The sequence below is a fragment of the Polaromonas sp. AER18D-145 genome (assembly GCF_002379095.1).
Lineage (GTDB): Bacteria > Pseudomonadota > Gammaproteobacteria > Burkholderiales > Burkholderiaceae_C > Polaromonas.
This window is the reverse complement of record NZ_NBZV01000029.1, coordinates 1-13,693: the sequence shown is the minus strand read 5'-3', so window position 1 is coordinate 13,693 and position 13,693 is coordinate 1. Positions and strand designations below refer to the sequence as shown.

16 protein-coding genes are annotated in these 13,693 nt (G+C 65.5%); 14 read left to right on the top strand and 2 right to left on the bottom strand.

All coding sequences use genetic code 11. From position 1 onward, the window contains the following. The first annotated feature begins 16 nt into the window (after window positions 1-16). The 12 genes from sufB (at window position 17) to lipA (ending at window position 10,240) form a co-directional block, all read left to right on the top strand. The gene (gene sufB / locus B7G52_RS14720; RefSeq protein WP_096698309.1) at window positions 17-1,453 is read left to right on the top strand and encodes a Fe-S cluster assembly protein SufB; all 1,437 of its coding nucleotides are present in this window, start codon (window positions 17-19) and stop codon (window positions 1,451-1,453) included. Further along, window positions 1,450-2,259, top strand: coding sequence for a Fe-S cluster assembly ATPase SufC (gene sufC / locus B7G52_RS14715; protein ID WP_096698308.1), 810 nt, complete (start codon window positions 1,450-1,452; stop codon window positions 2,257-2,259). Before sufB ends, sufC begins: the two co-directional genes overlap by 4 nt. After that, window positions 2,256-3,581: a Fe-S cluster assembly protein SufD gene (sufD, locus tag B7G52_RS14710; RefSeq protein ID WP_096698307.1), complete on the top strand. Its 1,326-nt coding sequence runs from the start codon at window positions 2,256-2,258 to the stop codon at window positions 3,579-3,581. Before sufC ends, sufD begins: the two co-directional genes overlap by 4 nt. Next, entirely contained in the window at window positions 3,578-4,840 is a 1,263-nt protein-coding gene (locus B7G52_RS14705) for a cysteine desulfurase (protein WP_096698306.1), read from the top strand. The genes sufD and B7G52_RS14705 overlap by 4 nt, the downstream gene beginning before the upstream one ends. Continuing rightward, the gene (gene sufU, locus B7G52_RS14700) at window positions 4,840-5,289 is read left to right on the top strand and encodes a Fe-S cluster assembly sulfur transfer protein SufU (protein ID WP_096698305.1); all 450 of its coding nucleotides are present in this window, start codon (window positions 4,840-4,842) and stop codon (window positions 5,287-5,289) included. Before B7G52_RS14705 ends, sufU begins: the two co-directional genes overlap by 1 nt. A 36-nt stretch (window positions 5,290-5,325) precedes the next feature. Further along, window positions 5,326-5,574, top strand: a complete 249-nt coding sequence (locus tag B7G52_RS14695; RefSeq protein WP_096698304.1) for a BolA family protein — start codon at window positions 5,326-5,328, stop codon at window positions 5,572-5,574. A gap of 13 nt (window positions 5,575-5,587) precedes the next feature. Further along, window positions 5,588-5,908 (top strand): Grx4 family monothiol glutaredoxin, encoded by a 321-nt coding sequence (gene grxD, locus B7G52_RS14690; RefSeq protein ID WP_096698303.1) that lies wholly within the window; start codon window positions 5,588-5,590, stop codon window positions 5,906-5,908. A 56-nt stretch (window positions 5,909-5,964) separates the two neighbouring features. Continuing rightward, window positions 5,965-6,525, top strand: coding sequence for a NifU family protein (locus tag B7G52_RS14685; RefSeq protein WP_096698302.1), 561 nt, complete (start codon window positions 5,965-5,967; stop codon window positions 6,523-6,525). A 64-nt stretch (window positions 6,526-6,589) separates the two neighbouring features. Continuing rightward, window positions 6,590-7,210, top strand: coding sequence for a TenA family protein (locus tag B7G52_RS14680; RefSeq protein ID WP_096698301.1), 621 nt, complete (start codon window positions 6,590-6,592; stop codon window positions 7,208-7,210). Between the two features lie 49 nt (window positions 7,211-7,259). Further along, complete coding sequence (locus B7G52_RS14675) at window positions 7,260-8,507, top strand: P-loop NTPase (protein ID WP_096698300.1); 1,248 nt, start codon at window positions 7,260-7,262, stop codon at window positions 8,505-8,507. Next, window positions 8,500-9,162, top strand: a complete 663-nt coding sequence (locus B7G52_RS14670; RefSeq protein WP_096698299.1) for a NifU family protein — start codon at window positions 8,500-8,502, stop codon at window positions 9,160-9,162. The genes B7G52_RS14675 and B7G52_RS14670 overlap by 8 nt, the downstream gene beginning before the upstream one ends. Before the next feature lie 82 nt (window positions 9,163-9,244). Further along, entirely contained in the window at window positions 9,245-10,240 is a 996-nt protein-coding gene (lipA, locus tag B7G52_RS14665; protein ID WP_170954777.1) for a lipoyl synthase, read from the top strand. 262 nt (window positions 10,241-10,502) lie between these two features. Here lipA and B7G52_RS14660 read toward each other — a convergent pair whose 3' ends face one another. Both B7G52_RS14660 and B7G52_RS14655 read right to left on the bottom strand, forming a co-directional pair. After that, window positions 10,503-11,399 (bottom strand): DMT family transporter, encoded by an 897-nt coding sequence (locus B7G52_RS14660; RefSeq protein WP_096698298.1) that lies wholly within the window; start codon window positions 11,397-11,399, stop codon window positions 10,503-10,505. Window positions 11,400-11,427: 28 nt separating this feature from the next. Beyond that, the gene (locus B7G52_RS14655) at window positions 11,428-11,946 is read right to left on the bottom strand and encodes a flavin reductase family protein (protein WP_096698297.1); all 519 of its coding nucleotides are present in this window, start codon (window positions 11,944-11,946) and stop codon (window positions 11,428-11,430) included. 73 nt (window positions 11,947-12,019) lie between these two features. Between B7G52_RS14655 and B7G52_RS14650 the strand changes: the two genes are divergently transcribed. Together B7G52_RS14650 and B7G52_RS14645 are read left to right on the top strand one after the other, a co-directional pair. Continuing rightward, on the top strand, window positions 12,020-12,871 hold the full coding sequence (locus B7G52_RS14650) for a M14 family murein peptide amidase A (protein ID WP_096698296.1): 852 nt from the start codon (window positions 12,020-12,022) through the stop codon (window positions 12,869-12,871). Between the two features lie 187 nt (window positions 12,872-13,058). Further along, window positions 13,059-13,391: a hypothetical protein gene (locus B7G52_RS14645; protein WP_096698295.1), complete on the top strand. Its 333-nt coding sequence runs from the start codon at window positions 13,059-13,061 to the stop codon at window positions 13,389-13,391. Window positions 13,392-13,693 lie beyond the last annotated feature (302 nt).

Below are 13,693 nucleotides of genomic sequence, written 5' to 3'. Positions count from 1 at the left end.
AGCCAGAAGGATCACCATGAGTGCAGTACTGCAGCAACTCGTCAACCAGCCCTACAAGCACGGCTTTGTCACCGACATCGAATCCGATGTCGCGCCCAAGGGCTTGAGCGAGCAAACCATCCGCATGATTTCGGCCAAGAAAAGCGAGCCTGCGTGGCTGCTCGACTTCCGGCTCAAAGCCTACCAGGGCTGGCTGCTGATGACCGAGCCGGCCTGGCCCAACGTGCATTACCCGAAGATTGACTTTCAGGCCATCAGCTACTACGCCGCGCCCAAACAAAAGCCCAAGCTCAAGAGCATGGACGAGGTCGATCCCGAGCTGCTGCGCACATTTGAAAAGCTCGGCGTGCCGCTGCACGAGCGCATGGCGCTGGCCGGTGTGGCGGTCGATGTGATCTTTGACAGCGTGTCAGTGGCCACCACCTACAAGGCCAAGCTGGCCGAGGCCGGCATCATTTTCTGCTCTATGTCCGAAGCCGTGCTGGAGCACCCGGAACTGGTGAAAAAGTACCTGGGCACGGTTGTGCCCACGAGCGACAACTACTACGCAGCGCTCAACTCGGCGGTGTTCACCGACGGCTCGTTCTGCTTCATTCCCAAAGGTGTGAAATGTCCGATGGATTTGTCGACATACTTTCGCATCAACACCGAGGAGTCGGGCCAGTTTGAGCGCACGCTGATCGTGGCCGAAGAGGGTGCCACCGTGTCCTACCTGGAGGGCTGCACGGCGCCCGCCTTCAGCAGCAACCAGCTGCATGCGGCCGTGGTGGAGCTTGTGGCGCTGGACAACGCCGACATCAAGTACTCGACGGTGCAGAACTGGTACGCGGGCGATGAAAACGGCGTGGGCGGCATCTACAACTTCGTCACCAAGCGCGGCCTGGCCAAGGGCGTGAACTCGCGCATTTCCTGGACACAAGTCGAGACCGGCTCGGCCATCACCTGGAAGTACCCGTCGGTGATTTTGCGCGGCGACAACTCGGTCGGCGAGTTCTATTCGGTGGCGGTGACCAACCACCACCAGCAGGCCGACACCGGCACCAAGATGATCCACCTGGGCAAGAACACGCGCAGCACCATAGTCAGCAAAGGCATCTCGGCCGGTCAGTCCAGCAACAGCTACCGCGGCCTGGTCAGGGTGGCGCCCACGGCCACCGGGGCGCGCAATTATTCGCAGTGCGACTCGATGCTGATTGGCGACAAGTCCGGCGCGCACACCTTTCCTTACATCCAGGTGCGCAACCCGACCGCCCAGGTCGAGCACGAGGCCTCGACCTCCAAGATCGGCGAGGACCAGCTGTTTTATTTTGCCCAGCGCGGCATCAGCGCCGAAGCGGCGGTGTCCATGATCATCAATGGATTCTGCAAGGAGGTATTTCAACAATTGCCGATGGAGTTCGCGGTCGAAGCGACCCAGCTGCTCGGCTTCAAACTCGAAGGAGCGGTCGGATGATCAACCCAAATAGCCCGGCATTGCTGGAAGTGCGCGGCCTGTGCGCCAGCGTCAACGGCATCAACATCCTCAAGGGCTTGAACTTCACGGTAAGGCGCGGCGAGATCCACGCCATCATGGGCCCCAACGGCTCGGGCAAGAGCACCTTTGCCAAGGTACTGGCCGGCCACACGGCCTATACGGTCACCGCCGGCAGCGTGCTGTTTGAAGGCCAGGACCTGCTGGCGCTGGCGCCCGAAGCACGCGCCCTGGCCGGCGTGTTCCTGGGCTTTCAGTACCCGATTGAAATCTCCGGCGTGGCCAACAGCCAGTTTTTGCGCCTGAGCTACAACACGCAGCAGGCGCAGCGCGGCCGCGAAGAGCTGGACCCGCTGGAGTTTGACGACTTCGTGCGCGAGAAAATGTTGCTGCTCGAGATGAGCCCCGATTTTCTGGACCGCAGCGTCAACGAGGGCTTTTCGGGCGGCGAGAAAAAGCGCAACGAAATTTTGCAGATGGCGCTGCTGGAGCCGCGCCTGGCGATTCTGGACGAGACCGATTCCGGCCTGGACATCGACGCGCTTCGCGTCGTGTCGCAGGGCGTGAACCAGCTCATCACGCCCGACAATGCCGTCATTCTGGTCACGCATTACCAGCGGCTGCTGAACTACATCGTGCCCGACTTCGTGCATGTGATGGAGGCCGGCCGCATCATCAAGACCGGCGGCAAGGAGCTTGCGCTGGAACTTGAAAAACGCGGCTACGACTGGGTCAGCGCCGAGCACGAAGCGGCGGGCGCGGCGAGAGCCGAAGAGGTCAGCGCATGAGCAGCGCCACCGCCCTTCGCCCGCCCACGGTGGACCACCTGGGCACGCTGCTGGCCGGCCAGTCGCTGCTGGCGCCCAGCCCGTGGGTACACGTCAACGCGCTGCGCGAACAGGCGCAGACGGCGCTGGGCGCGCTCGCCATGCCCACGCTGCGCGACGAGGCCTGGCGCTTCACCGATCTGGCGCCGCTGCACCGGCTGACCTTCCAGCCGGTGCTCGCGGCCGGCCGGCTGCAGCCCCAAGACATCGCGCCGTTTAGGCTTGACGACGCCGCCTGCCGGCTGGTGTTTGTCGATGGCGTTTACGCGCAGCAGCTGTCCAGCCCGGCCACCGAGGGCAGCGTGATCGTGACCGATCTGCCGACCGCCATGGCCACGCACGCCGCCGCGCTCCAGGCGCAACTGGGCGCCCGGCAGATGCTGGGCGACAACGTGTTCGCAGCGCTCAACACGGCTTTTTTGCAGGATGCGGCGGTCGTGATGGTGCCGCGTGATGTGGCGCTGGCCGCGCCGGTGCATCTGCTGTTCGTGGCGACGCAGGCGGGCGCGCTGAGCCATCCGCGCTGCCTGGTGCTGGCTGAAGCGGGCAGCCGCGTGACGCTGATTGAAGACTATGTGGCGCTGCAGGATGCGGCCTACCTGGCCTATTTGGTAAATCCGGTGACGGAAATCGTGCTGGCCGACCACGCGCAGCTCACGCATGTGCGCGTTCAGCGCGACGGCCGGCAGGCGTTTCACATTGCCAACTGCGCGGTGTCGGTCGGGCGCTCGGCGAACTACCAGTCGGTCAGCGTGGCGATGGGCGCGCAGCTGTCGCGCTACCACCTGAGCGTGGTGCTGGGCGAGGGCGCCGAGTGCGCGGTCGACGGACTCGCGCTGCTGGCTGGCAGCCAGCTGGCCGACACCCACAGCTGCATCGACCACGCCCAGCCGCACGGCACCAGCCGCCAGCTGCACAAGTGCATTGCCGACGGCAGCGCGCATGCGGTCTTCAACGGCAAGGTGATCGTGCGCCCCGGCGCGCAGCGCACCGACTCCGCGCAGTCCAGCCGCAACCTGCTGCTGAGCAGTCGGGCGCAAGTGGATACCCAGCCGCAGCTGGAGATTTTTGCCGATGACGTGAAATGCACGCATGGCGCCACCATTGGCCAGCTCGATGCCGAAGAAGTGTTCTACCTGCAGAGCCGCGGCCTGTCTGAGAGCGCCGCGCGCCAGCTGCTGACCTACGCGTTCGGCGCCGAGATCATCGAGCGCATTCCCGTGCCCTCGCTCAAGCACCAGCTGCAGCAGCGCATGCTGGCGCAAACCGGCAACCCGCCATGAACGCCTGCCTGAACGCGGTGATCCCCGCTGCAGTCGCGCCCGCCTTCGATGTCGAGCGCGTGCGCGCCGACTTTCCCATCCTGCATATCGAGGTCGAAGGTAAGCCGCTGGTCTACCTCGACAACGCCGCGTCAAGCCAGATGCCGCAGCCCGTCATCGACCGGCTGGTGCGCTACCAGAGCACGGAGCACGCCAACATCCACCGCGCGGTACACACGCTGTCTGAACGGGCGACCGCCGCCTACGAGGAAGCGCGCGTCAAGCTGCAGCGCTTCATCAACGCGCCCGACGCGCGCGAAGTGATCTTCACCAGCGGCACCACCGAGGCCATCAACCTGGTCATGCACGGTTACGGCCGCAAGTTCATCAAAGCCGGTGACGAGATCATCCTGACCACGCTGGAGCACCACTCCAACATCGTGCCGTGGCAGATGCTGGCCGAGGAGACCGGCGCCATCATCCGCGTGCTGCCGATCAGCGACGCCGGCGAGCTATGCCTGGACCAGTTCGAGCCGCTGTTCAACGCGCGCACCAAGCTGGTCGGCGTGAGCCATGTCTCCAACGCGCTGGGCAGCATCAACCCGGTCAGGCAGATGATTGCGCTGGCGCACGAGCGCGGCGTGCCGGTGCTGGTCGATGGTGCGCAGGCCGCGCCGCACCTTGCCGTAGACGTGCAGGACCTGGACTGCGACTTCTATGCCTTTTCGGGCCACAAGCTGTGCGGGCCGACCGGCATTGGCGTACTTTACGGTAAGGCCGCGCTGCTGGAAAAAATGCAGCCCTTCAAGGGCGGCGGCGACATGATTTTGTCGGTGTCGTTCGAGAAAACCGTCTACAACACGATTCCCTACAAGTTCGAGGCCGGCACGCCGCCGATTGCCGCCGCCATCGGGCTGGGCGCGGCGGTCGATTACCTGTCTGCCCTTGGCATGGACGCCATCGCCCGGCATGAGCATGCGCTGCTGCAGTACGCCACTGGCCTGCTGAACGACCTGCCCGGCCTGCGCCTCATCGGTACCGCACAGGACAAGGCGGCGGTGCTGTCCTTCACGCTGGACGGCATCCACCCGCACGATGTGGGCACGCTGCTGAACCAGGACGGCATCGCGGTGCGCACCGGCCACCACTGCGCGCAGCCGGTGATGACGCGCTTCAAGGTGCCCGCCACCACGCGCGCCTCGTTTGCGTTCTACAACAGCATGGCGGAAGTCGATGCGCTGGTGGCCGGCATCCGCAGCGTTCGACAAGTGTTTGCGTGATGGCCGGCTGCAAGGCGCTCTACCAGGAAGTCATCCTGGACCACAACAAGAAGCCGCGCAACTACGGCACGCTGGAACACCCGAGCCACCACGCCGAGGGCCACAACCCGCTGTGCGGCGACCACCTCAGCGTGGCGCTGCAGTTGCAGGGTGAAACCATCGACCAGATCGCCTTCCACGGCGAGTCCTGCGCCATCTGCAAGGCCTCGGCCTCGATGATGACGTCCGCCGTGAAGGGCAAGACGCGCGAACAGGCCCAGGCGCTGACCCAGGAGTTCCTGGCCATGGCCACCGGCAAGCTCGACCTGAGCCAGCCCAACCAGATTGGGCGGCTGGCGGTGTTTGCCGGCGTGCGCGACCTGCCCACGCGCGTCAAGTGCGCGATCTTGCCGTGGCACACGCTGCAGGCTGCCTTCCATTCGCAAGGCACGGCCAGCACCGAAGCGTGATGTTATTGATGACTGCCGACCCCCATAAAGGATCCCATGTTGACTGCCCATGAACTGAAAAACTACATCGTCAACGGCCTGGCCTGCGACCACGCGGAGGTGCGGGGCGATGACGGCCAGCACTTCGAGGCGGTGGTCGTGAGCCCGCTGTTTGCCGGAAAAACCCGGGTGCAGCAGCACCAGCAGGTCTACCAGGCGCTGGGCGATCGCATGCGCGCGGAAATCCACGCGCTGTCGCTGCAAACCTTCACGCCCGAGGCCTGGGCTAAATCGATCCCTCAATAACTTTGGAACCTCCATGAACGTCCAGGAAAAAATTTACGCGCAGGTCAACGCCAACGCCGTGGTGCTCTACATGAAGGGCACGCCGCAGTTCCCGCAGTGCGGCTTTTCAGGCGCCACGGTGCAGATGCTCCAGGCCTGCGGCCTGCGGGATTTTGCCGCCGTCGACGTGCTGGCTGACCCGGAGATACGGGCTGGCATCAAGGCCTATGCCAACTGGCCGACCATTCCGCAGCTCTACGTCAATGGCGAGCTGGTGGGGGGCGCCGACATCGTGCGCGAGCTGTACGAGCTGGGCGAACTGCAGGCGTTGGTCAACCCGGCAGGGTCGTCATGACCTTGCCATCGCGCCCGCGCGGCGCACGCCAGGCGCTGTTTTTTCAGGAGGCTTGAATGCCGAAAATTGCCGAAATCGACGACACCCCGAACCCGAACGCGGTCAAGTTCACGCTCCACGAGCCGCTGACCTGGGGGGTTTCGCATTCCTACGAGAGCGCAGAGCAGGCCCAAGGCGACGCGCTGGCCTCGGCGCTGTTCGCCATTGCCCATGTCAGCAATGTGTTCTACGTGGACCGCTGGCTCACCGTGACGCAGGACGGCGGCGCCGACTGGCCCGAGCTGGTGCGGCTGATTGCCGTGCCGCTGCGCGCGGCACCGGCCGCTGCCGCGCAGTCGGCCGCCACCGTGTTTGCCGCGCGTGCGTCCATCGACGACATGAGCGAGGAAGACCAGGCGCGGCTGGACGTGATCAGCGACCTGCTGGACGAGCGCATTCGGCCGTCGTTGCAGGCCGACGGCGGCGACCTGCATCTGGTCGGCCTGTCCGGCAACTACCTCAGCATCCACTACCAGGGCGCCTGCGGCAGCTGCCCGAGCTCCATCTCCGGCACGCTGGCCGCGATCCAGAACCTGGTGCGCACGATCGAGCCGGACCTCGCCGTGGTGGCGGTGTAGCTTGCTGTGCAGCGCAATGGCCCACGCAAGTGAGTTCTGGCAAATGACCTCCTGGTCGGGCTAGATGCTTCACGACATCCTCTGGCAGCAGAATGTGCGCCTGGCCGAGGCGTGCCTGCATCATCCTTTCATGCGTGGGCTGGCCGACGGATCCCTTGATTCCGAAACCTTCCGGCGTTACGTTGCCCAGGACGCGTTTTTTCTCAACGCGTTTGCCCGCGCCTACGCGTTCGCTGCCGCCCGCAGCCCGGACATGGCGACTTTCGCCCAGCTCTGCGAACTGTTGAATGGGGTCTTGCGGGAACTTCAGCTACACGCCGCTTTCGCGAAAGCGCTCAAGATCGACCTGGATCGCGTGCAACCGTATCCGGCAGTTGCCGTCTACACCGACTTCTTGCTTGCGACCGCCGGGCAGCGCGAGCCGGGCGAGACGATGGCGGCCATGACCCCTTGCATGCGTCTCTACGGCTATCTGGGCAACCATCTGGCGGAGACGGTTTTCGCCGGCAATCCCTACCAACCCTGGATTGCCACTTACAGCGGTCCTGATTTTCAGTTCCTTGTCAAGCAAGTTGAATCGTTATTGGACTCGATGGCAGAAGACAGCGTGGCGGTCAGGGACGCCTACGCGCACGCCATGCATTGCGAATTGGATTTTTTCTCCGCCATGTTGACGCATGCATGACATGACATTCACCTATTTCCCCTGACCTCAAACGGCAAGGAACTTCGCCATGCAGACCACTGACCACAAACAACAGCCCGCGCCAGGCGCATTACCCCCGCCGGCCGCCGGCCCCGGCAAACTGCCGGGTATCCGTCACCTCATCGCGGTCGGCAGCGGCAAGGGTGGCGTCGGAAAATCCACGGTGAGCGTCAATCTGGCGCTTGCGTTGGCGCAGCGCGGGGCGCGCGTCGGGCTGGTGGACGCCGACATCCTGGGCCCCAGCATCCCCGGCATGCTGGGCATCCCGACCGGAGAGCCGCCCGAGATGACGGCGGACAGCCGGATGATCCCGGCGCAGCGCCACGGCCTGAAGGTCGTGTCCATGGGCATGCTGACCGGCGACGACCAGCCGGCCGTCCTGCGCGGGCCGATGGTGGGAAAGTACCTCAAGATGTTCGTCGCTGGCGTGCAGTGGGGTGAGCTGGACTACCTGATCCTGGACCTGCCACCCGGCACCGGCGACACCCAGCTGACGCTGGCGCAGAGCATGCCGCTGTCGGGCGTGGTGATCGTGACGACGCCCCAGGCCGTGAGCCTGAAGATCGCCCGCCGGGGCTTGCGCATGTTCGAGAAGGTGCAGGTCCCGATTCTCGGCATCGTCGAGAACATGCGCACCTTCACCTGCCCGCACTGCGGCGAAACCACGGACATCTTCCGGCACGGCGGCGGCGAGCAGATGAGCCAGGAGCTCGGCGTGCCGTTCCTCGGTGCCCTGCCCCTGGATGCCGAGGTCGTGACCTGCGGTGACGAGGGCTGCCCGATCGTCGTTGACCAGCCGAAGTCGGCCAGCGCCCGCGTCTATGGGGCGATCGCCGGCGCGCTGGTGGCGCAGCTCGACACGGCAGACACGGGGCTCAAGCCCTTTGTCTGGAACTGGGACAGCAACGAGGGCGCGCCGGCCTGGCGGGAAGCTGCCGTGCTGCCGTCCGGCGCGCGCAACATTCCGGTCGGCCTGCTGCGCCGCGACCCGCGCACCTTGTCGCTGCTGTGGCAAGACGGCCACCGCGACGACCTGGATGTTCGCGACCTGCGCCTGGCTTGCCGTTGCGCGCTTTGCGTCGAGGAGATGAGCGGGCGCCCGCTGCTCGACCCCCGCACGGTGCGGGCGGATGTGAGCCCGCGCCGGATCGCCAGCATAGGCAACTACGCGATCCAGTTCGACTGGAGCGACGGCCACAACAGCGGGATCTATGCCTTCAGCGACCTGCGCGACCTCGGCGAGCGCGCTGCTCTGCAAGGCGCCGAAGATGTCTGACGCCCCTGCGCTGGCCTTGAGCCGGGCGGATCAGCCGGTCAGCATCCGCGCCGAGGCCTCGCTCGCCGATCCCGACAGCTGCAAGTTCACGCTGAGCAGCAGCCTGCATCCGGGCGGGCCCTGGTTTTTTGCCAGCCCGGAAGCGGCTGCCGGCTCGCCGCTGGGCGAGCGGCTGTTTGCGCTGGGCGGCGTGGCCAGCGTGCTGATCGCCGGCAACGTGGTGACCATTGGCAAGGCGCCGGGTGCTGCCTGGACGGGACTCAAGGCGGCCATCGGCGCGGCCCTGCGCGCGCAGCTGCTCAGCGGCCTGCCGGCGATCCTGGAGACGGCCGCCCCCGGCGGCACGCCAGCCAGGTCAGACGCTGAGCTGGGCGTTGCGGTTCAGGAACTGCTGGACCGGGAGGTCAACCGCTCCATCGCCAGCCACGGGGGAAAGATTTCGCTGCTGGAGGTGCGGGACGGCAGGCTTTTCATCACCATGAGCGGCGGCTGCCAGGGCTGCGCCTCGTCGCAGGTCACGCTGCGCCAGGGTTTTGAAGTCATGGTGAAAAGGGTGGCGCCTGAAATCACGGCCATCGTCGATGCGACGGACCACGCGGCGGGCCGTCAGCCGTTCTACCCTCGGGCCGCGCCCGGCGCGCCATCGGCCGCCTGATGGCCGCCCCGCAGACGAACCCTTATTTCAAGCGCCATTTCAACGCCCCGCGCGTGGCACCGCTAACCAGGACCCCTGCACCATGACCGTTGAGACCATCCGCTTCAGAAACATCGTGTCGGTGCTGCCGCAGGCCCCCGCCATGTCCGACCGGCCGGACCAGCAACGAGGCAGCCTCAAGACCAAGCGCGACGCGGCCGACCCCGGCGACCGCCTGCCCAAGCCCGACTGGATCCGCGTCAAGGCGGCGATCCCCACGGGCCGCTTTCGCGAGACCAAGGACATCGTGCGCGCCCACCAACTGGTCACCGTGTGCGAAGAAGCCTCCTGCCCCAACATCGGCGAGTGCTGGAGCAAGGGCACGGCGACCTTCATGATCATGGGCGACAAATGCACGCGCCGCTGCCGCTTTTGCAACGTCAGCACGGGCCGGCCGGACCCGCTGGACCGGGACGAGCCGGAGCGCCTGGCCCAGACCATTGCGCTCATGAAGCTCAACTACGTCGTCATCACCTCGGTCGACCGCGACGACTTGCGCGACGGCGGCGCCGGCCATTTTGTGCACTGCATCCAGCGCATACGCGCGCTGGCGCCCAGCACCACCATCGAGATCCTGACGCCCGACTTTGGCGGCCGGCTGGACCTGGCGCTGGATATTCTGGGCGCTGCGCCACCGGACGTGCTGAACCACAACATCGAGACCGTGCCGCGCCTGTACAAGGAAGCGCGGCCTGGCGCGGATTTCCAGAACACGCTGAACCTGCTGCAGCGCTTCAAGGACCGGCACCCGGCCATCCCGACCAAGTCCGGCCTGATGGTCGGGCTGGGCGAGACCGACGACGAAATCCTGGAGGTGCTGCGCGCGCTGCGTGCCCACCATGTCGACATGCTGACCATCGGCCAGTACCTGCAGCCGTCCGGCGGCCACATGCCGGTGCGCCGCTATGTGCATCCGGACAGCTTCAAGCGCTATGCGGACGCCGCCTACGCAATGGGCTTTTTGCATGCCGCCTCTGGCCCGCTGGTGCGCAGTTCTTACCATGCCGACCAGCAGGCGCAGGCGGCCGGCGTGTTTTGAGTCCCGTCCCGCAACGCCCGTTGCTGCGACAGGGCCGCCAGAACCCGCAGACTATCGGCTGGGGCACTGTCTTGGGGAACATCGGTTGTTGCGGGGCGTGAGAGACAACGCCCGCTATTTGGCCAGTTCGTTCGGCGCCGACCCGCCCGGCCAGGGCCGATCGCCTGGCCGCGTCGGGCAGCGCATCGCCACGAAGGCGCAGGGCGACGAAGTCTGCATCATCGACGGGCGCTCGGCCCCCACCGGCCGGACCGGGCCCATCTCAGCTGCCGGGCTTGCGGTTGACCAGCACAATGCCCAGCGCCACCAGCACCAGCGCCGCCAGCAGGCTCGGCGTGACGGCTTCCTTCAGCCACAACGCGCCAAACAACAGGGCGAACAGCGGCGTGAGAAACACGAACACTGAAATTTTGGTGGCTGGGTAACGCCCCAGCATCCACATCCAGGCCAGGTAGCTGGCAAAGGCACCGACCACCGTCTGCAGCAGCAGCGAGGTGAGGGCAAACGGACTGAAGGTCCAGACCCAGCGCTCGCCCAGGGCCAGCGACAGCAGGGGCAGCGCCGCCGTGCTGACCGCCACCTGGTAGAACAGCAGCTTCTCGGCCGACACCCGGGTCAGCGACGAGGCCCGGATCACCACCGTGGTCAGGCCCCACAACATGCCGGCCACCAGCGCCATCACGTCGCCAACCCAGGTCGGCGCGCCGACGGCGCTGAAACCCTCGCGCAGCGCAAAGGCCACCGCCGCAAAAGCGCAGGCCAGGCCCGCCCACTGCACCGGACGCAGCGTTTCGGACTTCACCCAGATCGGCAGCAAGGCCGCCACCCAGAACGGCGAGGTGTACAGAAACACCGTGAGCCGCGACGCGCTGGTGTATTGCAGGCCCACATACAGGCAGGCAAACTCGCCCGCGAACAGCGAGCCCGCCAGCAGCCCCGCGCGCAGCGAACCATCCGCGCTGAACAGCTTGACGCCGCGCCAGGCGCACCACAGCCAGAGCAGCACGGTGGCGCCGGCAAACCGGATGGCGGCCTGGAAGGCCGGTGCCACTTCGGGCAGCGTGGCCTTGACCAGCACCTGCTGGAAGCCCCAGAACAGGCTGCAGGCCAGCAGCAGCGAGACGGCGAGGGTGTCGAGATGGGTCTTGCGTGGCGTCATGCGTGGCGGGGGGGGGCAGCAGGTGCCGTCAGAGCGGGTGCTCGGTGTAGAAGCGCCCGCCGTGAAACAGCAGCGGCGCCGCGCCGGCGCGGTGGGCGCAACGTTCGACCTCGCCGACAAAAATCACGTGGTCGCCTTCTTCATAGCGGCTGCGGTTGAAACATTCAAAGGTGGCCGCGGCACCCGCCAGCAACGGCGAGCCGCTGGCACCTTCGGTCCAGGCGACACCCTCCCAGCGGCCTTCGCGTTTGGCCGCAAAACGCTCGGCCAGTTCTTTCTGGTCGGCCGCCAGGATGTTGATGGCGTAGTGCGAGCCGGTACTCAGTGCCGGCATGGAGCCGGCCGCCTGCGCCAGGCTCCAGAGCACCAGCGGCGGCTCCAGCGAAACCGAGTTGAAGGAGTTGGCCGTCAGCCCGACCAGCTCGCCACTGGCTGCACGCGCGGTGACGATCGTCACGCCGGTGGCAAACATGCCGAGGCAGGCGCGGAATTCGCGCGGGGAAAAACTGGGGTGGCTGGCCCGGCGCAAGGCAGTGGGAGGCGTCATGGGGGTAATTTACCCCAATGCCCCGCGTCAGGCGGGCGCCCCGGCCGTCAGGCGCCGCGCGTAAAATCGTGGCATGCGTTTAACCTGCACCGTGGCCCTTCTGGCAGCTTCTTTTTTGATAGCGACTGGCGCACAAGCTGCGGGGCCTTGTGATGATTTTGTTCGCAAACTTCCGAATCTCAGGCGCAGCCTCTGCGAGGCCGCCCAGCTGCAGGCCACGGCTGCCCGTTCGGTCAAGGGGCAGACACTGTGGATGCGCGATGTCAAGCCCGAGGATGTGCGCCAGCGCGTGCTGGTGCTGGGCGCGATTCATGGCGACGAGCTGTCGTCGGCCTCGGTGGCCCTGCACTGGATCCGCCTGGCCGAGGAAACCACGGCGCCCTGGTCGCAAGCCATCCACTGGCGTTTTATACCGGCGCTCAATCCCGACGGGCTGCTGGCCAGCCCGCCGCGCCGCGTCAACGCCAACGGCGTCGATCTGAACCGCAACTTTCCCACGCCGTTCTGGGAGCGTGACGCCAAGGTGTACTGGGAAAAACGCACCCGCAAGGACCCGCGCCGCTGGCCGGGCACCAAACCGCTGTCCGAGCCGGAGTCGCGCTTTCTGCACCAGGAGATGCAGCGCTTCAAGCCCCACCTGATTGTCAGCATCCATGCACCGTACGGGGTGCTTGACTTCGACGGGCCGTCGGTCCCGCCATCCAAACTGGGGCGGCTGTACCTGGACCAGGTCGGCATTTTCCCGGGCTCGCTCGGCAACTACGGCGGTGTGCACAAGGGGGTGCCGGTGGTCACCATCGAACTGCCCAATGCAATGCGCACGCCGCTGGACGCAGAGATGCGCCAGATGTGGCTGGACTTGCTGCGCTGGATGAGCGAGCGCATCGGCCCCGGCATGCCCGATCGCTTGCCACGGGTCCCGTGAGTTTCTCAGCCCGGAATATACGCAAAATCGCTCTTCAGCCCCAATACTGTTCGTTTAACCGTCATTGCGGGCTCGACCCGCAATCCATGCCCGCGCGGTCATGGATGCCGGATCAGAGCCTGCCCCGGACTTGATCCGGGGTTCGGGATGACAGTAAAACGTCTTTAGTCCTTTAAAAACAGGGGTAATGCGCTATGAAAAAGATAGCAACTGCGAGGCCACCCTGCGCTCAGCGGCGCTTGAGTTGCTGGTAAGTGCTGTCCATCGCCGGGCTCTTGTCGGTGTCCTGCAGGCCGCGGTCGCCGCCTCCGAACGCGCCGGCATGGTGCTGATCGACCGCAACGTCACCCTCCTGGCGGCCCGGGTCGAAGCCGGACCGGTTTACCAGGGTGAACTGGAGCAGCTGGCCAGAACCTTCAACCGCATGGCGGAATCGCTCCAGCTGCGTGGGCTGTCGGGCTTGGGAAGCGGCGACTGCAAATCGGCCTGCGGAGGCCCTGCCTGGTTGGCATGCGTGTGACGATGCAGGGGCGCACGTGTGCCCGATGGATATCAGCCGGTCATGAGCTGAGCGTCATTCCGATCAAACACTGTAAATTATGAATATTGCTAATATTGCTGCAAGATGTAGCACTTTCCCGACTCACTGCGGAATCAATAACACCAAATTAGGTCAGTAGTGTCCCAACGTTCTTCAGAGGAGAGCGAGCTGATCGGGCTCGAAATCCGGGTCTGAATCCGGCGATGGTGGCGTAAGTAGTTGATTTATAGGGATAGTTTCAAACATGGACAGGTTCAAGATCTGTAGGATTTCATACAGGC